This window comes from Brevibacterium sp. ZH18 (genome assembly GCF_022748595.1).
GTDB lineage: Bacteria > Actinomycetota > Actinomycetes > Actinomycetales > Brevibacteriaceae > Brevibacterium.
Genome location: NZ_JALDSX010000001.1, coordinates 84,797 through 108,402, shown reverse-complemented (window position 1 = coordinate 108,402; position 23,606 = coordinate 84,797). Strand labels below are relative to the sequence as shown.

Sequence of the window (23,606 nt, the reverse complement as noted above, 5' to 3'; positions counted from 1 at the left end):
CAGCCTCACTTAAGTCCGCAGTGTGTGGCGCCTCAGGACTCGCCGGTCTCCTCAGCGGCGGCCGGTGCATCGGGATCGACGTCGACGACACCGGCAGGCGGGTGCGCGAGTCGGTTCGGCGAGGTCTTGCGGTGCACAGGCTGGCCGGAGAGCACGCTCGAGCGCGAGAGCGTATTGCTGGCCACCGACGACACGATGATGAGGCAGACGAAGGCTCCGACTGCCATGAGCAGCGTGATCCAGGCGAACCCTTCGGTGTGCAGTACGTAGACGTAGGCCGCGGCGACGATGAGGGGCATGCCGAGTCCGGTTGCCGGTGAGAAGACATTGATGCGGGAGAGCGCGTCGCGCACACGGAACATCGCGAGAGCCGAGAACAGCATGAGCAGCGAGCCGGAGATCCCGAAGACCCCGACCAGGACGGTGGCTGTGACGTCGTTCATCAGCGGAGCCCCCTCGTGAGGATCCGGGCCAGAGCGATCGTCGCCAGGATGCCGACCATCGATGCCAGGAAGATGATGTCGATGACGATCGAGGACGAGACCTGGATGCCGATCATTGTGAGGATCCCGATCGAAGAGAAGTACACGAGGTCGCTGACGATGGCTCGAGACCCCAGGTCCTTCGCAGTCAGGACGCGCAGCAGGCCGACGATGATCGTGGCTGCCAGGATGAAGATGCAGATGCTGACGACGACGGTCATGACTCTCCTCTCTCCGGCCCCGCCTCGGCGATGGGCGTCGAACTCACATGGGCAGGCGGGGAACTCACCGGCGCGCGCCCGCGGGTCATGGCCAGCAGACGCGACTCCATGTCGTAGAGACCCTCGAGCGCCGTCTGCTCCGAGTCCTCGAACAGGGCGTGGACGAAGAAGACAGGCGGAGCCGTCGATGTGCCGGCCGCGATCGCTGTGACCAGCGTGCCGGGGGTGATGGTGATCGACGAGGCGAACAGCGTGATCTCCAGATCGGTGGCGGCCCGCAGCGGAACCTCGACGATCATCGGCTCAGCGTAGGGTCGGCTGAACCGGAACTGCCGAGCGACGATCGTGACCGATCCGGTCACGATGGCCCAGGCGATGTACCCGACGTAGGAGATGCCGTGGATGAGTCGCATCACTGTGCGATCACCGCCTCGACGTAGGCCGTGTGGTCGAGCAGACCCATGGCTGCGCGGTGGGTGATCTCAAGGAGCGGCTCGGGGAACACGAAGAGCGCCACCGAGAGTGCGATCATAATCGTTCCGGGAACCAAGAGTCGGCGCGGAATGCGCACGCTGCGGGTGATGGGCACGGCCGGTGCCCGCCCGGTCTCGGCTGAATCAGGACGGTAGGTCTGCATCGGCGGCCCCCAGAATGTGTTGCGCCATGTTCGCTGCAGCGCGATCAGGCTGATGATCGCACCGAGAACGATGGCTCCCACGAGCCACCAGCCGACGCTGCTGCGGGCGGCGGTGGCGGCGGTGATGAGGCCGATCTTCCCCCACAGCCCGGAGGTCGGCGGCAGGCCGATGAGGGAGAACAGGCCGAGGATCATGAGCACGCTGGCCCACCGTTCCCGGCTCGCCAACCCGGAGAGCTTCTTGAACGATCCCGTCCCGTAGGTCTGCTCGACGGCGCCCATGACGAGCAGCAGGCCGGACATCGTGATCATGTGGTGGACGGTGTAGAACGCGCCGGCACCCAGAGCTGCTGCGGACAGGACGGCGATGCCGAGCAGGATGTGCCCGACGCCTGCGGTCATCTGGAAGGCGAGCACATCGCGGACGCGGTTGCGTCCGAGCCCAGACAGTGAGCCGATGATGATCGACGCGATGGCGATGATGACGATGACGGTGGCCCAAGGAGCGGGCTGGCCGTAGACCGCAGTGTAGATCCGGTAGAGGGCGTAGATCGCGACCTTCGAGTGCAGCCCGGAGAACAGCGACATCATGCCCGCAGAGGTGTTCGGGTAGCTGCGGACGAGCCACCCGTGGAACGGTGCGACGCCGGCCTTGATGGTCAGCGCGAAGAGCACGACGCCGAGCGCGAGAGCCCCTTGCCCCGTCGGCGTTCCCAGCGTGGTGAGGACCGCGATGTTGACGGAGCCGAAGGCACCGTAGACGAAGCCCACGCCGATGAGCAGGATCGTCGAGGTCAGCAGATTGACCATGACATACATACGACCCACGCCGAGGCGGCGCCAGGTGCCCGTGACTGCGACGAGTGCATAGGCGGGCAGTACCATGACCTCGACGAACACGAAGAAGTTGAAGAGGTCCCCCGTCAGCAGCGCGCCGTAGACGCCCGTGAGCATCATGAGGATCAGCGCGGGGACGAACCGGTACTGGTCCTCACCAGTCGAGACGAGGAATATACAGCTGATCAGCGCAGTGAGCGAGGTCAGCACGAGCATGAGCGCCGTGAAGGTGTCCGAGACGAAAGGTATCGCCAGGCCGGGCACGTAGCCGCCGACAGAGTGGGCGATCACCGGTGTCCTCTCGTGGAGGATGAGCAGCCCGACACCCGAGAGTCCGACGAAGCTGGGCGCACCCAGCAGCAGGATGCGGTCGAAGGTCCGGGAAGTGATGAGCACGCTCAGCGCGGAAGCCAGGAGCGGGACGGCGATGAGCAGGAGCAGGAAGGCGGGGTTCACGATTCGCGCACCTCCCCTGTCTCGGGGGCGCGCTTCTGGTCGTCGTCGTGGCCGAGGACCGAGAGCGCAAGCATGAAGATGGTCACGGCCAGGGTGATGACGATGGCCGTGAGCACGAAGGCCTGCGGCAGCGGGTCCGCCGCCAGCGACTGGTCGCCGCGGTTGCTCAGCGGCTCCACGCGCCAGGCTCCGACTCCGGCGGAGAGCAGGATGAAGTTCGCGGCATGCGAGATGAGGGTGAGTCCGAAGACACCGCGCACCATCGAGCGCTGCATCATGAGATACACGCCGCCTGCCGTGAGGACCCCGATCGTGAGTGCCAGGATCATCGTGTTCCCTCCTTGGAGTCGTCGGCTGAGCGCCTGGAGTCGGGCGGGGCGTCGCCGTGGAGGATGTGGGTCGAGGAGGCGCGGACCTTTTCGTCCTTGAGCTCCTCCTTGGTCCGCCTATCTGCGACGGGGCGCTCTCCTCTGATCGAGTCGAGCGGACCGCTGAGCTCACCGTAGAGCAGCTCGTCGGCGCGCTCCCTGGTGAGTTCGACGTCGCGACGGATGATGCCGTTCGTGAGCACGTCGTCTCCTGCCGGTGTGGCTGCGGAGTCGGAGACGCCGAGGATGTTGAACGAGAGAAGGATGAGTCCGAGCACCGCCAGATACACGCCCACGTCGAAGATCATCGAAGTGGTGAAGTGCTGACCCAGGAACTCTGCATGCATCGGCTCGAGGAAGGAACCGGCGAAGATCAGGCCGATGAAGCCGGTGATGACGGCAATCGCGACTCCCGAGCCGATGAGATAGAGCGGAGCGCGCGGCGGACCGATGGCACGGTCCTTCGCCGTCGAGACATAGAGCAGTCCGATGACGGCGGAGCCGACCAGGGCGGCAATGAAGCCGCCGCCGGGTTCATTGTGCCCGCGCCAGAAGATGACCAGCGAGGTCACGACGAGCAGCGGGCCGAGCACCTTGATGGTCAGCTGCTGCGGGATCACGTTGGGCCAGGCTTCGTGCACAGCGCGGTAGGCGGTCGTGCCCTTGGGCCGAATGGACACCCACGCGCGGCGCGGCGGCTCGGGGATGTTCTCGGCCGGCGGGTCGATGAACTTGTCCTTGACCGTCGACATCACGGCCACGATGGCGATTCCGGCCATGCCGAGCACAGTCAGCTCGCCCAAGGTGTCGAGTGCACGGAATTCGACGAGGATCGTATTGACAATGTTGTGTCCCCCGCTGATGTCCGGGGCGTTCTCGATGTAGTAGAGACCGAGGTCCGAACGCTCGCGGCGTCCGTTGAGCGCGAGGGTGAGCAACGTGGCACCGGAGCCGACGGCGATCGCGAAGATCACGCGGGTGACCTGCAGACGCTTCGGGTATTTCCAGAACGAACGGGGAAGCTTCTGCAGCACGAGCATGATGACGATGATCGTCATGGCCTCCACGAGGAGCTGGGTGAGTGTGACATCCGGGGCACCCAGCGCCAAGATCTGCACCGTCGCCAAGATGCCCACTGCAGAGAGTGCGACAACTGTGGTCAGACGCGAGTGCGAGGTGCACACGACGAGGACGGCGATGGTGATGAGGACGAGGAGCACGATGTCGACGGGTTTCCACAAATGGTCCTGGAGTGGAGGCAGATCGGCGTAGATCAGAGGAACCGAGACGAAGGCGAGCAGGGTCAGCCCGCCCAGCGAGGTTGCCAGGTAGGGACCCGAATTCATCGGCCGTACGACCACGCCGAGGCTGCGCCCGAGGTGACGCAGAATACGGGTCAGCCCGGCGATGACGTCGGCACCGTCGAAGCCTGGCGTCGCCCGGTGGAAGAACGCGAAGACCCGTGAGCGGTTGAGGATGATGACGATCCCGATCGCGATGATGAGCGCCGAGGCGAGGAGCTCCTTGTTCACGCCGTGCCAGAGTGCGAGATGGACGGGTTCGCTAGCATCGGGGATGGCAGCGGCCACGACCTGGGCCAACGGCGTGTTGAAGGCGAAGAGCACGAAGCTCAGTGGGATCGAGGCCACGATGGGCACAGCGGCCGCGGTGAGCATGACCGGCGAACCGTGTCCGAGTCGCGCTCGGTCCACGGGTTTGCCATCGATGAAGGCGCCCCACACGGTTTTGGCGCAGTAGGCGAAGGTCAGCACCGAGGCGCCGACGGCGATGAGCAGGGTGACCCAGGCGGTCCAGGCCGCACCTGGGGTCTCACCCAACGCGGTGAACAGCGATTCCTTCGACACAAAGCCCAGCAGCGGTGGGATTCCGGCCATCGATGCACAGCCGATGATCATGACGACGAACGAGACCGGCGCCGCCTTCATCAGCCGCGGGATGCGGGTGAGCTCACGGGTTCCGGTCAGGTGGTCGAGGACGCCGACCATCATGAACAGACCCGACTTGAACAGTGCGTGGGCGATGACGTGCAGGGTGGCCGCGGCTATGGCGGCCTCGCTGCCGACGCCGATGACGGCGGTGATGAGGCCCAGCTGCGAGACGGTCGAGAAGGCCATCAGCTTCTTCACGTCGTACTGGTTGAGTGCAAACCAGCCGCCGATGCAGGCAGTGATGAGGCCCGCGGTGATGAGCAGAGTGTTCCAGGCGGCGTTGGTGTGGAAGGCCGGGGAGAACCGGAGCATGAGGAAGATTCCGGCTTTGACCACAGCCGCGGCATGCAGATACGCGGACACGGGGGTCGCGGCCGCCATCGCGTCGGGCAGCCAGGAGTGGAAGGGGAACTGGGCGGATTTCGTCATGGCGGCGACGGCCACAAGGATCGCGACGAGAGTCGGTGCCGCAGACGGCGATGCCCAGATCGGAGAGATCAGCGCTTCGTGCAGATTCGTCGTGCCGGTGATCGTGATGGTCACGCCGGTGGCGACGAGCAGAGAGAGCCCACCGACGAAGGTGAAGAGCATAGTCCGCAGCGCCGGTGCCTGTCCGGGCGAGCCGGATCGAGCGATGAGGAAGAAGGAGGCCAGGGAGGTCAGCTCCCAGCACACGAAGAGGACGATGAGGTCGTTGCTGAGCACGAGCGCCACCATGGAGAACGTGAAGATCACCATCAGCCAGTAGAAGCTCGTGTTCCGTTCGGGCGCCAGGTACGAGGTCGAGTATACGAAGACGATCGCACCGATGATGAGTGCGATATAGGTGAAGACGACCCCGATGCCGTCGGCCCGCAGCGCGAGCTCGACCCCCAGCGACGGGATCCACGAGAAGCTGACGTCCGGGGTGGACCCGGCCATCACCTCGGCGGCGGTGGGGGTGAATAGCGCAGCGACGCCCAGATAGGCAGCGGCGAGGACCCAGCCGGTGGCACGACCCATCGCACGGGTCAGGAGTGGGGTGATGAAGACAAGAACGGAAAGTGCGATAATCGTTGCGATCACGACCGAGGCTCCAGGGCCCCGGACGCAGGTGCTGGTTCCTTCACTCACTGGCCCTTCGTCGCGATGAACGCAAAGTTACGAGTGTTCAGCCTATCGATTCGGAGTTCCATGAGCAAAAGCTCACCTAATACACAGATGAACAGTTCCATCAGCGTCTTCTTCGACGCCAGGTTCACTCGCACCACCCACCACGACGGGATCTCCCGCTACGGTTCGTGTCTGCTCGCAGCGCTCCTCGAGGCGGTTCGCGGAACCGACATCGAGGTCACCGCGATCATCAGCGACGAGGCTCAGCTAGCGCTGCTGCCCGAGTGCCGGTGGGTCCGGCTCAACTCCCCCACCTCGCCGCAGGAGCTCGTCATCGCCAGCAAACTCAATGCACTCGGAGCCGATGTGGTCTTCTCGACGATGCAGGTGATGGGATCGGCCGGTCGCAAGTACGGGCTCATCCTCACCGTCCACGACCTCATCTACTATTCGCATCCTCTGCCTCCAGGCGACCTGCCCGCCGCAGTACGCCTGCTCTGGCGTGCCTATCACCTCAGCTTCGCCCCGCAGCGCCTGCTGCTAGGTCGGGCGGATGCGATTGCAGCGGTCAGCGAGACGACGAAGGACCTCATCGCCAAGCACCATCTGACCACGCATCCGGTGTCCGTGGTTTCAAATGCCGCTGAAGTCACCGCCTCATCGGTGCGTGATATGTCCCGACACGACGCGAAGACCATCGTCTACATGGGATCATTCATGCCTTACAAGAACGTCGAGACGCTGATCAGGTCGTTGGAGCACCTGCCGGGATGGACGCTGCACATTGCCAGCCGCATCGAGGGTCGACGCGAGGCCGAGCTGCGGGCGCTGATCCCAGATCGTGCTCGAGTGGTCTTCCACCGCGGAGTCAGCGAGGACGAGTACGCCCAGCTGCTCGACGAGGCGACTGCGTTGGTCACGGCATCCCGCGAGGAGGGCTTCGGTCTGCCCGTCATCGAGGCGATGGCGCAGGGCGTGCCGGTGGCGATCTCCGACATTCCGATCTTCCATGAGATCGCCGCCGAGGCGGGGGTCTACTTCAATGCGGACGATCCGGAGTCGATCGCGCGTGCTCTCACCCGGCTGAGCGACGAATCCGTATGGAGGCAGCACTCGCGTGCCGGGCAGGACCAGTCACAGCTCTTCAACTGGGATGCCTCGGCCGCTGCTTTGATCGACCTCATCCGGGACGTCCACGCTCACCGTCCCTGAGGACGGTAACCGCAGTGTCCGGATGAGCTAATGTGCCCGGATGAGCACAGAGGCTTAAGCGGGGGCGGTGCCCCAACTGCGCAGCACCCAGTTGGTGCCGGTGAATCCGAACTCACCGTGGCCGCAGTTGCCCAGGACGGCAAGACGGCCGGGACCGTTCATACCGAGGAGGATCTCGGCGGCACCTCTCAGGACTGCCCCGTGAGCGACGATCGCGATCGTCTCTGCGGTCGACGATTCGACTATGTCGGTGATGGCATCGGCCACGCGTCGGCCCGATTGGGTACGCGACTCTCCGCCGGGCGGACTCATATCGGCCCCGGAGAGCCATTCTGCGAGTTCGTCAGGCCAGTTCGCCCTGATTTCGCCGCGGGTGAACCCCTCCCACTCGCCGAATGCGGTCTCGCGCAGACGTTCGTCGCGGACCGGATCAACTCCAGCAGCAGATGCCAGGTGATCGGCGGTGTCGGCGGCCCGTGACAGGTCGGAGGACACGATGATCTCAGGCCGGAGCTCACCGAGGTAGGAGGCAGCCTGAGCCGCTTGGATCCTGCCGAGTTCGTTGAGCCCGATGTCTGACTGTCCCTGGAACCGGCCCTCGACATTGAAATCTGTCTGGCCGTGTCGCCAGAAGATGACGGTCTTCGTCATCGAGCGTCGGAGCTGGCGTTCTCGGCGTCGGAGCTCTCGGCACCGGAGTTCTCGGCGTGCTCAGGCAGCTCGAGGTCGATGACCGGGCAGTCCTTCCACAGTCGCTCGAGAGCATAGTATTCGCGCTGCTCGGCGGAGAAGACGTGGACGACGATGTCGCCGAAGTCCAGTAGCACCCAGGAACCGCTGCCGCGTCCTTCACGACGCAGGGGTGTGCGTCCGTGGGTCGTCTGCAGGCCTTCTTCGACGGCATCGACGATCGAGTCGATCTGGCGATCGTTCTCCGCGGTGATGATGAGGAAGGCATCGGTGATGTAGACGGTGGCGCTCACGTCGAGTGCCACCTGATCGGTGCCGAGCTTGTCGTCCGCCGCGAGAGCGGCAGTCCTCAGGAGTTGGGTTGATTCAGCGATCTCGGTCACAAGATCCTTTCGAGTGGTTATAACAGCATGGCCAATGCGACGACGATGAGTCCGATCGCGAAGAGCGCAGCGACGCCCAACACGATGTAGGGCATCTTCGAGGGTTCTTCCCCGACGAGGATCTTACCGTCATTGCCGGTCACCGCGCTGGCCCGGATTCGGGTGCCCGGTGGGTTCTCGGTCTCTTCGTCTTCGTAGTCAGAGTTCGGCAGCGCCCAAGCTTCGGGCACCGTGTCCATCGGACGGGTTTCGGGGTTCGCCGCGAGGGCGCGAGCCGCATCGTCGGGAGAGACGGAATCGCTCGTGCCTTCTGCGGAATGATCCTCGGTCTCGTGGCCCGGCACTGCGGACTCGGAGACTGAACCGTCTCGGTGATCATGATCACCGTCAACGTCTGCGTCTGCGTCTCCGTCAGCGTCGGCGTCGGCGTCGGCGTCGGCGTCGGCCCGATCGTTCAGTCCTGGTGCCGGAGCCGCGTTGACATCCGATGAGTCGAATGAGTCGTCAGAGGATCCTTCGGGTTCCGGATCGGGGATCTTCGCCGAGGCGGCCGTCACCACACGTACGCCCGAGGTGGTCGGGGGCGCCACGATGGGCATGCGACGCTTCCGTGACCGGGAGTCTGAATCGGTGATTGTCGCGTCGTCGTCCGGCGCGGAAGCACTCGGCTGTGCCGAATCGTCGGCACTGGGGTCGGTGTCGGGGTCGGTGTCGGGAAGCGAATCCGACTCGACAGCATCATCATGCTCTTCGGCCGCGGTGGTCGTCTCTGCTTCTTCGACCTGTTCGCCCTCATCGGCCTGTTCGGCTTCCACGATCTCGATCGGGGCTGACAGAGCGTCGTCGGGTTCGTCCTCGGGCCGGCTCCCCCGTGCCTCATCGTCGAGCTGCGTGGGGCGCGGAGCTGATTCCGGGGTGACGGGCGACTCGAAGTCGCGGGCAGCGACCTCGTCGGCGTCGCCGCCGAAGCCTGCGGTGTCGTAGGACTCGTGTTCGGTCTCGTCGGTCGCCGCGAACTCATCGCTCCCAGCGATCTCATCCGGGTCGGCGATGACCGGAAGGGCACCGGTCGAGAGGTCCCCACCAAGGGAGAGTCCGTGTTCGCGCAGATAGCGTTTGCGCTCGGCCCGCGAGTCGAAGTGCGGCAGCGGTGCCCGCTGGGGATCGAGCCGGTCCTCGGCGTTGACTGGAGGACGCGATTCGACGGGATGGTCAGAAGCCAGCGAACCCCGCTCGTGGGCATTGCTGGGGGCCGGGTTCGGATCGATCCGGGAGGCCGACTCGTCGGCATCGACCATCGGATCAGCGGCAGCAGTAACCTCCGGCACGGACTCGGCGGTCTCCGCGGATGCAGGTGCCGCCTCGGTGCTGGTGGATTCTGCCTTGCCTGGAGCGCTGCTCGGCTTCGCCGGCGGAACTGGAGGAGGGCTGAGCAGATCGGCCCGTGATGTCGGGGCAGGATCTTCCGGCTGTTCAGGCGTCTCTCGCGCTTCGAACGCCTGTTCCGCCGCCAACCGTTCGGCTTCTCGCCTGGCGCGTCGTGACGTGAACTGCTCCTCAGCCATTCTCACTCCTGTACAACTCGTATTTCGCAATGTACTGAACGACACCATCCGGTACGAGGTACCAGACGGGTGCGCCTGCCATCACCCGTTGTCTGCAATCCGTGGACGAGATCGACAGTGCAGGTATCTGCACCAAACTCAATCGGTCCACCGGGAGGCCCTCACCGCGAAGTTCGTGCCCCGGTCGGCTCACTCCGACGAAGTGCGCCAAGGAAAACAGCTCATCCACATTCTTCCACGTCAGGATCTGAGCCAAAGCGTCCGCGCCGGTGATGAAGAACATCTCTGTGCCCGGGCCGTAGCTTCGGGCCAGATCTCGCAGGGTATCGATCGTATAAGTGGGGCCAGGACGATCGACGTCAACGCGGGAGACCGTGAACCGAGGATTGGCCGCTGTTGCGATGACCGTCATCAGGTAGCGATGTTCGGCGTCGGTGACGGCGCCCACATCCTTCTGATAGGGGCGTCCGGTGGGGACGAACACGACCTCGTCGAGGTCGAAGATCGACTGCACCTCGCTGGCGGCGACCAGGTGACCGTGGTGGATGGGGTCGAACGTGCCGCCCATGACACCGACCCTGCGTATGTGCTTTGCCATATCAGTGGCGGTTGGAGATGCCCTTCCATGACCGGGTCACGAATGCCATCGTCATGAAGATCGCGAAGGTGATGAGACCGAAGGCGATCGGCTCCATCGGGAGTTCGGTGTGGGCTGCATGCTCCGCGCCTTCGGCGACGGTGGCCAACAGGGCTGCGTTCATGTGAGTTCTCCTTCTGATGCTGGGCGGCGCATCCAGTCATGCGCCATGGTGCTGATGTCTTCAGTTTCTCATGAACGGCGCGTCAAATGCGCACCGACATGGACTCAGTTCGCCGGTGACCTCGTCACCCGCTGGCGAGTCGGGCCGGGTTCACGCTCTGATCTGACCATTGCCGATCATGATCCACTTGGTGGTGGTGAGCTGTTCGACGCCCATCGGGCCCCGAGCATGAAGTTTCTGCGTTGAGATCCCGACCTCGGCGCCGAAGCCGAGCTCTCCCCCGTCGGTGAAGCGAGTAGAGACGTTGACGCCCACAGCCGCTGCATCGATGGCTGAGACGAACGTCTCAGCATTGTCGAGGTCCTTCGTCACGATGACCTCCGTGTGTCCGGAGGTGTAGGCACGGATGTGGTCGATGGCCTCTTCGATGCCGGAGACGATCTTCACCGCGAGTTCGAGGTCGAGGTACTCCTTGGCCCAGTCGCGCCGCGACACCCGACGGACCTTCATCGAGGGCGGAGCCAGGGCCGCCACGTCGGTGTCTGCATGAACGATCACATCGGCTTTGTCGAGGCGTTCGAGGATCTTCGGCAGCACCCGCTTGGCAGCCTTCTCATGGACGAGCAGGGTTTCGAGCGAGTTGCAGACGCTGGGCCGTTGCGTCTTCGAGTTGATGACGAGATCGACGGAGTTCTTCACGGTCGCCGAGGAGTCGATGAACATGTGCACATTGCCGATGCCGGTCTCGATGACGGGCACGATGGACTCCTGCACGACCATGTTGATGAGTTCTGCCCCGCCGCGCGGGATGAGCAGGTCGACGTAGTCGCGGGCGTTCATGAGCACACTGGCGCCGTCGCGGCCGTATTGGTCGATTCCGTTGATCGAGTCGGCCGCCAGGCCGGCGGATTCGACGGCGCTGCGCAGGATCGAGATGATCTCGGTGTTCGAGTTCTGGGCGGCGGAGCCTCCGCGCAAGATGGTTGCGTTTCCGGCTTTCAGGGCGAGGATGGCGATGTCGACGGTGACGTTAGGACGAGCTTCGTAGATCGCCCCGATGACACCCATCGGCACGCGGGTCTGGCTCAGGCGGATTCCGTTGGGAAGGGTCCGGCCGACGATGATGTTGCCGACCGGGTCGGCGAGATCGATGACGGCTTCGACAGATGCGGCGATCGCGTCGATGCGGTCCTCGTCGAGGCGCAGTCGGTCGAGCAGCGAGGCCCTCATCCCGTTCTCCGTGCCGGCGGCGATGTCGGCATCGTTGGCCTTGATGATGCGTGCGGCGTTCGCCCGGAGCCCGTCGGCGATGGCCTGCAGAGCGGCGTTCTTCTCCACTGTCGAAGTCGTCGCCAGCTGAGCAGCTGCGCTCTTGGCGTTACGGGCCACCCGTGTGACGCCCCGAACGGTTTTCGGGTGAATCTCGGATGCAGCGGTCATGTGCTATCTCCCCCCCGCTCACCTGGGTGAGTACGAGATCATTTCGATGGATGACTTCTTTACGGTAGTCACTTCCCAGCCGGGTGCCAAGTTCATCCGTCGAGTAGCCGAACATCGCCGGCAGCTCGTTCGAGGAGAAATTCGTCATCCCCCGAGCGATGACGTGTCCGGCGAGGTTTCGAATCTCCACCGGGTCCCCAGCTTCGAATTCGCCTTCGACCCCGGTCACGCCCGCGGCCAGCAGGGAGGTTCCCCGCGATCGCACGGCGGCTTCGGCTCCTCTGTCGATCGTGATCGAACCGAACGTTCGAGCCAGATGCCGCAGCCACAGCAGACGCGTCCCACGACGCTTGTGGGTGACGGAGAACCAGGTTCCCACATGCTCTCCGGCGAGTACGTGGCTCACCTGCGGCGCCGATGTGAGCACCGCGGGGATGCCCGAATCGGCGACCATGAGAGCGGCCTCGACCTTCGTGGCCATTCCACCGGTGCCAACACCGGCACTTCCGGTCCCACCGATGGCGACGTCGCCGAGATCATCGGTTCCGGCGACGCAGTCGATGCGTTGCGAACCGGCCAGATCCGGTGGGCCCGTGTAGAGGGCATCGACGTCAGACAGGAGGACAAGAGCATCGGCGTGGGCCAGGTGGGCGACGAGAGCGGCGAGACGATCGTTGTCGCCGAAGCGGATCTCCTCGGTCGCGACCGCATCGTTCTCGTTGACGATGGGCATCGTCCCCAGGGCGAGGAGCTTGTCGATCGCGCGCTGAGCATTCTTGTACTGAGTCCTGCGGATGAGGTCATCGGCAGACAGGAGCACCTGGCCGGGCACCAGATCGAATCGACCCAGCGCCCTCGTATAGGCGGCCATGAGCAGACCCTGTCCGACACCGGCAGCGGCCTGCTGCGTCGCGAGGTCTCGTGGGCGCTTGTTCAGACCCATCGGCTCGAGTCCGGCCGCGATCGCACCTGAGGACACGAGGATCACCTCGTGTCCCGCGGCGCGATGGGCACCGATGACATCGGTCAGAGCGATCAGCCTGGATTCGTCGAGTCCGCCGTCGATCGACGTCAGCGAGGACGAACCGACCTTGATGACGACGCGACGGGCCGAAGCGATCTCAGCGCGCACTGACGCTGTGGCAGTCTCGCCACGCTGATCTCGGCTCATTCCTGTGCAGACTCCACATCACGCCGACGAGCGGCAGCTGCCTCGTGCTCCCGTGCTGCGCGTTCGGCGACGCGCTCCTGCTCGAATTCCTCTCGCGCGGCAGACTTCGCGTCCATCCGGTCGTGGAATGCGGCCTTGCGCTCCTTGCGCGTGGCACGCACATCCTCTTCCAGGCGGAGGTCGGTGCCGCGGGAGCCGAGGAGTTCGGCACCGCCGACGCTCGTCGGATCCCAGTCGAAGACGACTCCGTCATCGCCGCCGATGACGATGGTGTCACCGGGTTTGGCCCCGGCCTTGAACAGCGAGTCCTCGACGCCGAGGCGCTCGAGGCGGTCCGCGAGGTATCCGACGGCTTCGTCATTGCCGAATTCAGTCTGCCGCACCCAGCGTTCGGGTTTGACTCCCCTGATCCGGAAGACTGGTCCGTCTTCGTCGCTTTCGGCGCTGACCACGTAACCGCGGTCGTCGACGGCCTTGGGCCTGATGACGACTCGCTGCGGAATCGCTTCGAGCGCGGCCCGGCGTTCACGTTCGACGGCGACGAGTTCGGCCATGGCGAAGGAGAGCTCGCGCAGTCCCGCGTGGCTGACCGCGGAGATCTCGAAGACCCGGTAGCCGGCGGCTTCGAGGTCCGGGCGCACGATGTCCGCCAGATCATGACCGTCAGGGATGTCGACCTTGTTCAGTGCGACGAGCTTGGGGCGCTCGGACAGCGGCAGCAGACCGCTGCCGTCGTCGAGGTCGACGGCGTAGGCGGAAAGCTCGGCTTCGATGGTCGAGAGGTCCGAGACGGGGTCGCGGCCTGACTCCCAAGTCGCCATGTCGATGACGTGGACGAGCGCAGCACAGCGCTCGACGTGGCGGAGGAATTCCAGGCCGAGGCCCTTGCCCTCGGACGCACCGGGGATGAGCCCGGGAACGTCGGCCACGGTGAAGCGCACATCGCCGGCCTGAACCACGCCGAGGTTGGGCACCAGGGTCGTGAACGGATAGTCGGCGATCTTCGGCTTGGCCGAAGACATCGCGGCAATCAGGCTCGACTTCCCTGCCGAGGGATAGCCGACCAGAGCAATGTCCGCAATCGACTTGAGTTCGAGGACGAGCGTTTCCGTCTCACCAGGCTCGCCGAGAAGAGCGAATCCGGGCGCCTTGCGCTTCGTCGAGGCGAGAGCCGCATTGCCGAGACCGCCACGGCCGCCGGCCGCTGCGATGTACTCGGTGCCGGCACCAACGAGGTCGGCGATGATGTCGCCGTTCTGGGTCTTGACGACTGTGCCGTCGGGCACTTGAACGATCAGATCGCCGCCATCGGCACCGTGGCGAAGATCGCCCTTGCCGATGCCGCCGTCCTTGGCGGTCAGGTGCGGCCGGTGGTGAAGCGGCAGCAGAGTCGTCGTCTGAGAGTCGACGACGAACTTGATGTCGCCGCCCTGCCCTCCATTGGCGCCGTCCGGGCCGCCGAGGGGTTTGAACTTTTCGCGCTTGATCGAGGCACACCCGTTGCCGCCGTCTCCGGCTGACAGATGAACTGTGACACGATCTATGAACTCGGTGGCCATGATGTCCTTATATCAGATGAAGGGTGAGTCTCGAGACTCACCCTTCATGGACCCCCACGGAGGGGGAAAAACAGTTAGTCGGTCAGGCGCCGACGATGTTGACGATCTTGCGACCGTTGCGCTTGCCGAATTCCACGGCTCCTGCGGACAGTGCGAAGAGAGTATCGTCTCCTCCGCGTCCGACGTTCGCGCCTGGGTGGAACTTGGTTCCGCGCTGGCGGACGATGATCTCGCCGGCCTTGACGACCTGACCGCCGAAGCGCTTCACGCCGAGGTACTGTGCGTTCGAGTCGCGACCGTTACGGGACGAGCTGACTCCCTTTTTGCTTGACATGTGTGATGTCTCCTCTTACTTGATGTTCGTGATCTTCAGGCGGGTCAGGTCCTGGCGGTGGCCCTGGCGCTTCTTGTATCCGGTCTTGTTCTTGTACTTCTGGATGACGATCTTCGGACCGCGAAGTTCGTTGACGACCTCAGCGCTGACAGCGACCTTCGACAGGGCGTCAACGTCGGTCGTGACTGTTTCGCCGTCGACAAGAAGCACGGCATCGAGTTCGACGCTCTCCCCAGCCTTAGCTTTCATTCTGTTGACTGTGATGATGTCGCCGACGCTGACCTTTTCCTGATGGCCACCGGCACGGACAATGGCATAGACCATGGTCGAACCCTTTCTGTTTAAACACAAACGAACGGCGGTTGATCCCTTGGCTCCCGGAGAAGGATCTCCCCGGGCATCCCATTGAGAGGAATCACCAGCCGTGGTGCATATGCGCACCGACGGTCAAGTCTAATGGATTCGGTGCCTGATGGGCAAACCGCCGACGGATGCGGACTCAGCCCTCACGCGCCTCGGCGATCCGCTCGTGACGGTGGATCACCTCGGCGACGATGAAGGCGAGGAACTTCTCCGCGAATTCCGGATCTAGGCGCGAGTCCTCTGCGAGCTTTCGCAGGTGAGCGACCTGCCGTGCCTCCCGCGCTTCATCCGCGGGAGGCAGGCCGTGATCTGCTTTCAGCTCGCCCACGGTCTCCGTGAGCTTGAACCTCTCGGCCAGGAGATGAATGAGCGCTGCGTCGATGTTGTCGATGCTGCCGCGCAGTTCCAACAGTCGCTCCTGGGCCTGTGATTTGTCATTGTTCTGATCCACGCCCACCAGTCTAGCGAGATGAGACAGGACCCGTGGACGCGACTCTCAGACGGACTGTTCGACGGGGACGGCATCCATGGTGTCGGGATCCGTGAGAGTGCCGGCCTTGCGGTCCGCGAAGTACTTCTTCATCTCCTTCTTCACCACCGGCATCAGCAGGTAGAGGCCGAGGATGTTGATGAACGCACAGAGGAACAGTGCGGCATCGGCGAATTCGACGACCTTGCTGAAGCTGGCGATGCAGCCGATGACGACGAAGATGCAGACCAGAGACCGGAAGACCGTGGCCATGCCCTTGGACCGGCCGAAGAGATAGCTCCACGCGCGCTCTCCGTAGTAGGCCCAGGTGATGAGAGTGGAGAAGGCGAACAGGGCGACGGCGATCGCCAGCAGGACCGGGTACCAGCTGGCAACGGTCGCGAAGGCATCAGAGGCCAGTGCCACTCCGCCGATCTCACCAGCGCCCAGATCCTCGCGGTACGAGGGCTGATTCGCGACAATGATGGTCAGAGCGGTCATGGTGCAGACGATGACCGTGTCGACGAAGGGTTCGAGCAGCGCGACGAATCCTTCGGAGATGGGCCGGCGGGTCTTGACTGCCGAGTGGGCGATGGCCGCCGAGCCGATTCCGGCCTCGTTGGAGAAAGCCGAACGCTGGAAGCCGATGATCATGACGCCGACGACACCGCCCGCAATTCCCTGCGGGTTGAAGGCTCCGGCAAAGATCTCACCGATGGCAGCGGGGATCTGAGAGAAGTTGATGCCCAGGACCAGGAGGCAGGAGACGACGTAGAAGATCGCCATGGCCGGGACCAGCTTGTCGGTCACGTGGGCGATCGAGCGGATGCCGCCGAGGATGACGAGGGCGACGAGGCCCGCGAAGATCAGACCGAAGATGAGCGACGCCCAGGGACCGGCGAGGAAGCCGTCGGAACCGCCGGTCGCGGTGCGCACCTGAGCGAACGTCTGGTTGGCCTGGAACATGCCGCCGCCAACGACGCCGAAGATGAGGATGGAGACGGCGAAGATTCCGGTCAGGATCGAAGCAACCGGCTTAGAGAAGCGGCGGAAGGCGATAGGCAGGTATTTGAAGGGGCCGCCGTAGACGACGCCGTTCTCATCGATCTCGCGGTACTTGACGCCGAGGGTGCACTCGACGAACTTCGTGCACATGCCGAGCAGGCCGGCGATGATCATCCAGAAGGTAGCACCCGGACCGCCGAGTGCAACGGCAACACCGACACCGGCGATGTTGCCGAGGCCGACCGTGCCTGACAGCGCCGAGGCCAATGCCTGGAAGTGCGTGATCTCACCCGGGTCGTCCTTCGACGAGAACTTCCCGCGCACGACATCGAGAGACAGCTTGAAGCCGCGGAACTGGACGAAGCCGAAGTAGACGCTGAAGATCAGCGCTGCGGCGACGAGCCAGAGGACGACAAAGGGAAAGGAGATCGGTCCGAGAGTGATCGGGAAGAAGATGATGTTTGAGAAGAAGGTCGCAATGGGATCGAACCAGGAGTTGATCGCATCGTCGACGGGCGATTTAGGGGCATCTGCTGCAAATAACAAGGCGTCCATGAGGCAATAACCTGCCGCACGTCACCGTGGGCCGCAACCACTATTTGAGATATGACAGATACAGTTATCCAACTGTTACTTGGATCACACATCCCAGTGATTGTGAGACGCGCATCTCACCTTGTGTCATAGACTCGGGACATGACGCAGAACCCCGAGCAGTATGGACCGCCCTCCCGTCAGCAGCCCGGGCCGGGACCTGGCAATCAGCACGCCCGTCCCAGCAGTCCTCAGTATCCTCAGCCCGGTCCACCGGCCGAGCGACCTCGCGGTCCCGGGCAACGGCCTCCGCAGGGGCCCGGCGTACCACCGCGCATCGTCTCCCCCGAGGGAGAGCGGGTCAGGGAGCGTTCGGCTGGCGGCGTGTCCGGCTACTTCGCCATCGTCGGAGCAGTCGTCCTGCTTCTCCTCGCGCTGCTCCTCGGGATCGGCGGATTCATCATGTCCTTTGCCGAAGCCATCATCGGCGTCATCCTCATCGTGCTGGGCGGCGCTGCCTTCATCGCCTCGCTGTTCATGTTCAGAGGATGCACGTCCGTGGCCCCCGGAAATGCCGTTGTGCTTCAGCTCTACGGCAAATACGTGGGCACTGTTCGTCAGTCCGGCCTGCGCTTCGTCAATCCCCTGTATTCGAAGCAGCAGATCTCGACGCGCATCCGCAACCACGAGACCTCCACGTTGAAGGTCAACGACCTTGACGGCAACCCGATCGAAATCGGGGCAGTCGTCGTCTGGCAGGTCCAGGACACCGCGCAGGCGAGCTTCGAGGTCGACGACTTCGAAGAGTTCGTCGCCATCCAGGCCGAGACCGCCGTGCGGCACATTGCGAACTCATACGCCTACGACTCCTCGGACCCCAATCGCATGTCACTGCGAGACAACGCCGACGAGATCACGTCGAAGCTGTCCGCCGAGGTGGCCGCCCGTGTGTCTGCGGCAGGTGTCACCATCATCGAATCACGGATCACCCAGCTGGCCTACGCGGCAGAGATCGCCCGCGCCATGCTCCAGCGCCAGCAGGCCACTGCTGTCGTCGCCGCTCGGCAGCTCATCGTCGAGGGCGCTGTCGGCATGGTCGAGACCGCGATCGAGCAAATCGAAGGACGCGGCATCGTCACACTCGGCCACCATGAGCGCAGTGATCTCGTCTCGAACCTCATGATCGTCCTGTGCGGCGATCAGGCCGCGCAGCCGACGATCAGCACGACCCGAAACCAGAACTCGCAGAGCTGAGCCCGACCCCGAGACGGAAGCGTCCCACAGCCGATTCATATCAGCTGTGGGACGCTTTCGTCTCAATGGCGCTGAGTTCCCCAGCGCCGGTGCCCTCAGTCCTCGCCGATGATGACGAAGGAGGTCGGCAGGCTCTGCTGGGAGCTCTCGGTCGCAGTCTCGGCCTTCGCTGCTGGCTTGCGGCGTGGAGCCGCCTTGACGGGCTCGGCCTTGGCCACCTTCGTGGCCGTGTCTGCCCCGATCATCAGCGGCAGGTCGCCAGCGGGCTCGGCCGGCTTCTGGGACTTCGCGTCCTCTGGCCGACGACTCTTCTGAGTCTTGGCGTTGGCCTGAGCCTTCGCCGTGTACGTCTGCGGTTCCTCGGTCTGCGAACCGGAGTCGCTGCGAGTCGAGCTGTCATCCGACTGCTCAGCGGCATCTGCGGGCTTCGAGTTCGACCGTTTCCGGCCGCGTGAGCGTGAACGACCTGAGCGACCGCTGTCTTTGGTCTCTTCGGTGCTGTTCGCGTCATTCGCGTCCGCGCCGCGCCCGGAGCCCTTCGACTCGCTGCGCTTGTCGTCGGAGCCGATCGTCGAGGCCTCTTCGTCCTTCTTCAGCGTCGCCTTGGCGATGGCAGCCACCGCAGAGCGTGAGGCATCGTCGGTCACCGGCTCGGAGTGAGACTGAGACTCGGAGTCAGAGCTCTTCGACGACTTGTTGTCCGAGCGGCGTTTGCGATCGCGTTTGCCGTTCGAGCTGTCGTTGTTCGGCGAGTGGTTGCCGCGATGCGCCTTCGACCCATCCTCTTCGGAACCGGGCAGAAGCAGACCGCGGCCGGAGAGGTCCGCTCCCGCGCTGACGAGTGATTCTGCCAGCCCGGTGCCGATGCGCTTGCGCGTCATCTGCACGAGCCCCAGCGATGTCACTTCAGCGACCTGGTGCTTGGTGCGGTCGCGGCCGAGGCACTCGACGAGACGTCGGACGACGAGATCGCGGTTCGACTCGAGGACCATGTCGATGAAGTCGACGACGATGATGCCGCCGATGTCACGCAGTCGGACCTGACGGATGACCTCTTCGGCCGCTTCCAGGTTGTTGCGGGTGACGGTCTCCTCGAGGTTTCCGCCGGAGCCGGTGAATTTTCCTGTGTTGACGTCGATGACCGTCATCGCCTCGGTGCGGTCGATGACCAGCGAACCGCCCGAGGGCAGGTTGACCGTGCGCTGCAGGGCCTTCTGGACCTGCTCCTCCACACGGTAGTGGTCGAAGATGTCGTCGTCCTCGCTGTAGCGGTGGACACGCTCGAGCAGGTCAGGGGCCACAGCCTCGACATACTCGTGGATGGTGTTCCAGGCACCGTCACCGTCGATGACGAGTGAGGTGAAGTCCTCGTTGAAGACGTCGCGGATGATCCGCACGATCATGTCCGGCTCGCTGTAGAGCAGCTGCGGGGCGAGGACCTTTGTGGACTTCGACTTCTTCTCGATGGTCTCCCACCGCTTGGCCAGTCGCTCGACGTCACGGCCGAGCTCCTTGTCCGTGGCACCTTCTGCTGCAGTGCGGACGATGACCCCGTTGGAGTCGCCGACGAGCTCTTTGAGCAGCTTCTTCAGGCGGCTGCGCTCCACATCGGGCAGTTTCCGCGAGATGCCAGTCATCGAGTTGCCGGGCACGTAAACGAGGAACCGACCCGGCAGAGAGATCTGGCTGGTCAGACGTGCACCCTTGTGTCCGACAGGATCCTTCGTGACCTGCACCAAGACCGGGTCGCCGGGGCTGAGCGCAATTTCGATGCGACGCGCCTTGCCGTCCATTCCGAGCGCATCCCAATTCACCTCACCCGCGTAGAGGACGGCGTTGCGTCCCTTGCCGATGTCGATGAATGCGGCCTCCATGCTCGGCAGAACGTTCTGGACCTTGCCGAGGTAGACGTTGCCGATGAGCGATGACTGCTGGCGGTTCTCCTTGAGGTAGTGCTCGACGGTGATCCCGTCCTCGACCACGACCAGCTGCGTCTGGTCCCCGCTCTCGCGCACGAGCATCGTGCGATCGACGGACTCACGGCGAGCGAGGAACTCGGCCTCGGTGATGACCGGGCGACGACGTCCGGCCTCTCGGCCTTCCTTGCGACGCTGACGCTTGGCTTCGAGGCGGGTCGATCCCTTGAGCGAAGTCACCTCATCGGTGCTCTCCGAACTGCGCGAGCGGGAACGACGGCGGCGACGACGACGCGAGCCGCTGTCATCATCATCATCATCATCGTCATCCGAGTCGTGGGACTTGTCCGTGGACTTGGCCTCGGTGCTCTTGTCGTTCGTGTCATCGGAGGTCGGCTGGTCGGAGACGCCCTTGTCCGCGGACTTGGCCGATTCGGACTGTTGGTTCTGATTCTTCCTGTTCGAGCGGGATCCCGAACGTGAGCCACGGCTCTGCGACGATGAGTCCGACTCGTCGTCGGCGTCGTGTGAGCTTCCCGAATCCTCGGACTCCGAGTCGGCAGACGAGTTCTCTTCGCGACTGCGTGAACGTCGGCCACGACCTCCACGACGTCGACGGCGCCCACCCGAATCGTTCGAGTCTTCGTCATCGGAGTCGTCGTGATCGCTGTGCGAGCGGCTTTCGCGGTCATCGGACACCGGCGACTCGTCCGTGTCGTCGCAGTCGTCGTACGAGTCATCGGAATCGTCCTCGACATGGACGACCTGTGCCAGCTCCGCCTTCGGAACCTGGAAGATCAGGCCGCCGTCGTGTGGAGCGGCAGGCGCGCTGCGCGGCGCCGGAGCAGGAGTCGGCTCCACCGCTGCCGGTGGGGCGAAGGGGTTGCGCGGATCGAAAGCTGGTGCTGGCGCCTTGGCAACAGACGGCTCGGCCGATGCCTCTTCGGTGTCATTGACGTCATCGGCAGAGTCATCGGCATCGGCACCGCGGTCTGTCTGTGCTTCGTCGGCAGTGTCGCGGACGAACTGCTCGAACACGAGTCCCCTGTTGGCTACGGCGTCGCGGGCCTTCTTCGGGGCGCTACGCTGAACAGTCGGTTCGGGGGTCGACTCGTCCTCGAAGTCCGCGTCGTCGGCATCGCTGTGGGGCATGCGCAGGGACTCAGCGGCTTCGGCGATGTGATCGAGCTTCTCCCTCATGCTGGCATCGACATCCTCCTGCGCGGAGCCGCCGGCCGCAACGGCCTGCTGAAGGTTCGCGAGATCCGCGAGAATGCCTTCGGTGGCGTCGTTGTGTGGTGCATTGGTGTCGTCGTTCGACGAATCATTCATCATTTCTCCCAGACCGAAGACTCCGTTCACACCTTACGGATCTTCGGATCCTTGCATGGTCCGTATCGGACCGAAACCTGTGGATGGCACTTCCGGCTCGCGCTCAGCGCGTAGGCCCTCTGTGCTGCCTCTTCTTGGTGTCGACCTGCGAGGTCATACCCTCGACTCGGTGGAGGCACTTCTCCTGCTCGGTGTGAGAGCAGGTATCCGTGACTTCATTATGTCACAGATCGCCGCACCTGCCTCGGCAGGTTCACCCGCGCTGTGGTCTGCGTCACCGCAGTTGAGAGGTGATTCACAGGTCTCGGCGTTTGCCGCCGCGGTTCCCGACGGGCATTCTTGGAGGGTGAATACCTCTGACGCTCTCCTCGACGATGACCTCGACACTCCTCCGCCGGCCCGGCCCTGGGTGATGCGACCGGTGACCCTCGGGGTCTTCCTCGTCGTCGGATCGGTCGTCGGCTTCCTGGCCTCGTTCGCTCTCGCCGTCGAGAAGTACGAGAAGCTCGAGAACCCGGACGCGGTCCTCTCCTGCGACCTCAACCCGTTCTTCTCATGCGGGTCGGTCATGGAGTTTCCGCAGAGTCAGCTCTTCGGGTTCCCCAATCAGCTGCTGGGCATCGGCGCCTTCATCTTCCCGCTGCTCCTCGGCGTCCTGCTGCTCGCTGGAGCCAGGATCCCCGGCTGGGTGATGGTGGGCCTCAACATCGGACTCGCACTGGGCACGGTGCTCGTGATGTTCCTCTTCTACACCTCGATCTATGTGATCGGCGTCGGCTGCCCATGGTGCATGGTCGTCTGGACGATGACCATTCCCATGTTCGTCGCCGTCACCGCACACAATGTGCTGGCCGGCAGCTTCGGGCGTGCCGTGGCGGAGAATCCGCTCGCCCGCGTCCTGGCGAAGGAGAACGTCGCGATCTCCGTCGTCTGGATGCTCCTCATCGCCGCGGGCATCGTCGTCGAGTTCTGGAACTTCTTCTCGACGCTCATCTGAATCCGCCTGCCGGGCTCAACCGAAACAGCGCGCAGCGCCTCGCTCGTACCCGGTCCGCTCTGGTGGTGAATGCCCAAACGCGGGTGCCCGCTCCGAGTCGCCTCCGAAGAGACTCCCGCATCAGGCACCCGCGTCAGGCGGAGCAGCGTGCGTCAGGCTGGGAACCAGATCCCGATCTCGCGTTCAGCCGATTCGACGGAATCGGATCCGTGCACGAGGTTCTTCTGGACCTTCTCGCCCCAATCGCGTCCGAGGTCTCCGCGGATCGTGCCGGGAGCCGCCGCAGTCGGGTCAGTTGCCCCTGCCAATGAGCGGAAGCCCGGGATCGAACCCTGCCCGGATGCGATGATCGAGACGATCGGGCCCTCCGACATGAAGTCGACGAGAGGCTGGTAGAAGGGCTTGCCCTCGTGCTCGGCGTAATGCGCGGCCAGTTCCTCCTGGGTGGCTGTGCGCAGCGACAGGGCGTCGATCGTGTAGCCCTTCGCTTCGATGCGGGCCAGGATCTGCCCCACGAGTCCGCGTGCGACGCCGTCGGGCTTGATGAGGATGAGAGTGCGTTCCATTCCGGTCCTTCCA

The 23,606-nt window shown here is 64.1% G+C and carries 23 protein-coding genes; 3 read left to right on the top strand and 20 right to left on the bottom strand.

Translation table 11 applies throughout. The annotated features are described in order from the left end of the window. Positions 1–32 precede the first annotated feature (32 nt). Genes MPN20_RS00500 through MPN20_RS00475 form a run of 6 tightly spaced genes read right to left on the bottom strand, consistent with a single transcriptional unit; the run spans position 33 to position 6,015 of the window. Positions 33–443 (bottom strand): monovalent cation/H(+) antiporter subunit G, encoded by a 411-nt coding sequence (locus tag MPN20_RS00500; protein ID WP_242778055.1) that lies wholly within the window; start codon positions 441–443, stop codon positions 33–35. Next, the gene (locus tag MPN20_RS00495) at positions 443–703 is read right to left on the bottom strand and encodes a monovalent cation/H+ antiporter complex subunit F (RefSeq protein ID WP_242778052.1); all 261 of its coding nucleotides are present in this window, start codon (positions 701–703) and stop codon (positions 443–445) included. The genes MPN20_RS00500 and MPN20_RS00495 overlap by 1 nt, the downstream gene beginning before the upstream one ends. Further along, a complete protein-coding gene (locus MPN20_RS00490) occupies positions 700–1,116 on the bottom strand; it encodes a Na+/H+ antiporter subunit E (protein ID WP_242778223.1) in 417 nt (138 codons plus the stop codon). The genes MPN20_RS00495 and MPN20_RS00490 overlap by 4 nt, the downstream gene beginning before the upstream one ends. Next, entirely contained in the window at positions 1,116–2,633 is a 1,518-nt protein-coding gene (locus MPN20_RS00485) for a proton-conducting transporter membrane subunit (protein WP_242778049.1), read from the bottom strand. Before MPN20_RS00485 ends, MPN20_RS00490 begins: the two co-directional genes overlap by 1 nt. Continuing rightward, the gene (locus MPN20_RS00480; protein WP_242778046.1) at positions 2,630–2,962 is read right to left on the bottom strand and encodes a cation:proton antiporter subunit C; all 333 of its coding nucleotides are present in this window, start codon (positions 2,960–2,962) and stop codon (positions 2,630–2,632) included. Before MPN20_RS00480 ends, MPN20_RS00485 begins: the two co-directional genes overlap by 4 nt. Beyond that, positions 2,959–6,015: a DUF4040 family protein gene (locus MPN20_RS00475; RefSeq protein WP_242778043.1), complete on the bottom strand. Its 3,057-nt coding sequence runs from the start codon at positions 6,013–6,015 to the stop codon at positions 2,959–2,961. Before MPN20_RS00475 ends, MPN20_RS00480 begins: the two co-directional genes overlap by 4 nt. Positions 6,016–6,150: 135 nt before the next feature. On the opposite strand from MPN20_RS00475, the gene MPN20_RS00470 reads away from it, so the two are divergent. Continuing rightward, the gene (locus MPN20_RS00470) at positions 6,151–7,254 is read left to right on the top strand and encodes a glycosyltransferase family 1 protein (RefSeq protein WP_242778040.1); all 1,104 of its coding nucleotides are present in this window, start codon (positions 6,151–6,153) and stop codon (positions 7,252–7,254) included. Positions 7,255–7,308: 54 nt separating this feature from the next. Here the strand turns inward: MPN20_RS00470 and MPN20_RS00465 are convergent, their stop codons facing one another. The 12 genes from MPN20_RS00465 to MPN20_RS00410 all read right to left on the bottom strand — a co-directional run bounded on the left by MPN20_RS00465 (position 7,309) and on the right by MPN20_RS00410 (position 17,549). Then, complete coding sequence (locus MPN20_RS00465) at positions 7,309–7,905, bottom strand: histidine phosphatase family protein (protein WP_242778037.1); 597 nt, start codon at positions 7,903–7,905, stop codon at positions 7,309–7,311. Then, positions 7,902–8,327 carry a ribosome silencing factor gene (rsfS, locus tag MPN20_RS00460; RefSeq protein ID WP_242778034.1) on the bottom strand — a complete coding sequence of 142 codons (426 nt, stop codon included), beginning with the start codon at positions 8,325–8,327 and terminating at the stop codon, positions 7,902–7,904. Before rsfS ends, MPN20_RS00465 begins: the two co-directional genes overlap by 4 nt. A 17-nt stretch (positions 8,328–8,344) precedes the next feature. Beyond that, on the bottom strand, positions 8,345–9,892 hold the full coding sequence (locus MPN20_RS00455; RefSeq protein ID WP_242778031.1) for a hypothetical protein: 1,548 nt from the start codon (positions 9,890–9,892) through the stop codon (positions 8,345–8,347). Next, the gene (nadD, locus tag MPN20_RS00450; protein WP_242778028.1) at positions 9,885–10,490 is read right to left on the bottom strand and encodes a nicotinate-nucleotide adenylyltransferase; all 606 of its coding nucleotides are present in this window, start codon (positions 10,488–10,490) and stop codon (positions 9,885–9,887) included. Before nadD ends, MPN20_RS00455 begins: the two co-directional genes overlap by 8 nt. Position 10,491: 1 nt before the next feature. Continuing rightward, complete coding sequence (locus MPN20_RS00445; protein WP_242778025.1) at positions 10,492–10,653, bottom strand: hypothetical protein; 162 nt, start codon at positions 10,651–10,653, stop codon at positions 10,492–10,494. Between the two features lie 150 nt (positions 10,654–10,803). Continuing rightward, positions 10,804–12,093, bottom strand: coding sequence for a glutamate-5-semialdehyde dehydrogenase (locus MPN20_RS00440; protein ID WP_242778023.1), 1,290 nt, complete (start codon positions 12,091–12,093; stop codon positions 10,804–10,806). Then, positions 12,032–13,264 carry a glutamate 5-kinase gene (gene proB, locus MPN20_RS00435; protein ID WP_242778020.1) on the bottom strand — a complete coding sequence of 411 codons (1,233 nt, stop codon included), beginning with the start codon at positions 13,262–13,264 and terminating at the stop codon, positions 12,032–12,034. The genes MPN20_RS00440 and proB overlap by 62 nt, the downstream gene beginning before the upstream one ends. After that, the gene (gene obgE / locus MPN20_RS00430) at positions 13,261–14,823 is read right to left on the bottom strand and encodes a GTPase ObgE (RefSeq protein WP_242778018.1); all 1,563 of its coding nucleotides are present in this window, start codon (positions 14,821–14,823) and stop codon (positions 13,261–13,263) included. Before obgE ends, proB begins: the two co-directional genes overlap by 4 nt. Before the next feature lie 82 nt (positions 14,824–14,905). Further along, entirely contained in the window at positions 14,906–15,157 is a 252-nt protein-coding gene (gene rpmA, locus MPN20_RS00425; RefSeq protein WP_143921531.1) for a 50S ribosomal protein L27, read from the bottom strand. Between the two features lie 15 nt (positions 15,158–15,172). Next, positions 15,173–15,481, bottom strand: coding sequence for a 50S ribosomal protein L21 (gene rplU / locus MPN20_RS00420; RefSeq protein ID WP_242778015.1), 309 nt, complete (start codon positions 15,479–15,481; stop codon positions 15,173–15,175). Between the two features lie 175 nt (positions 15,482–15,656). Beyond that, positions 15,657–15,971: a chorismate mutase gene (locus MPN20_RS00415; protein ID WP_242778012.1), complete on the bottom strand. Its 315-nt coding sequence runs from the start codon at positions 15,969–15,971 to the stop codon at positions 15,657–15,659. Positions 15,972–16,016: 45 nt separating this feature from the next. Beyond that, the gene (locus tag MPN20_RS00410) at positions 16,017–17,549 is read right to left on the bottom strand and encodes an alanine/glycine:cation symporter family protein (protein ID WP_242778009.1); all 1,533 of its coding nucleotides are present in this window, start codon (positions 17,547–17,549) and stop codon (positions 16,017–16,019) included. Positions 17,550–17,690: 141 nt separating this feature from the next. Between MPN20_RS00410 and MPN20_RS00405 the strand changes: the two genes are divergently transcribed. Beyond that, entirely contained in the window at positions 17,691–18,782 is a 1,092-nt protein-coding gene (locus MPN20_RS00405) for an SPFH domain-containing protein (protein ID WP_278189533.1), read from the top strand. 95 nt (positions 18,783–18,877) lie between these two features. Here MPN20_RS00405 and MPN20_RS00400 read toward each other — a convergent pair whose 3' ends face one another. Then, positions 18,878–22,030: an Rne/Rng family ribonuclease gene (locus tag MPN20_RS00400; RefSeq protein WP_242778006.1), complete on the bottom strand. Its 3,153-nt coding sequence runs from the start codon at positions 22,028–22,030 to the stop codon at positions 18,878–18,880. Between the two features lie 346 nt (positions 22,031–22,376). Here MPN20_RS00400 and MPN20_RS00395 point away from each other — a divergent pair, with 346 nt between their 5' ends. Further along, a complete protein-coding gene (locus MPN20_RS00395) occupies positions 22,377–23,027 on the top strand; it encodes a vitamin K epoxide reductase family protein (protein WP_242778003.1) in 651 nt (216 codons plus the stop codon). A gap of 152 nt (positions 23,028–23,179) precedes the next feature. Here the strand turns inward: MPN20_RS00395 and ndk are convergent, their stop codons facing one another. Beyond that, positions 23,180–23,593: a nucleoside-diphosphate kinase gene (gene ndk, locus MPN20_RS00390; protein WP_242778000.1), complete on the bottom strand. Its 414-nt coding sequence runs from the start codon at positions 23,591–23,593 to the stop codon at positions 23,180–23,182. Positions 23,594–23,606: the final 13 nt, after the last annotated feature.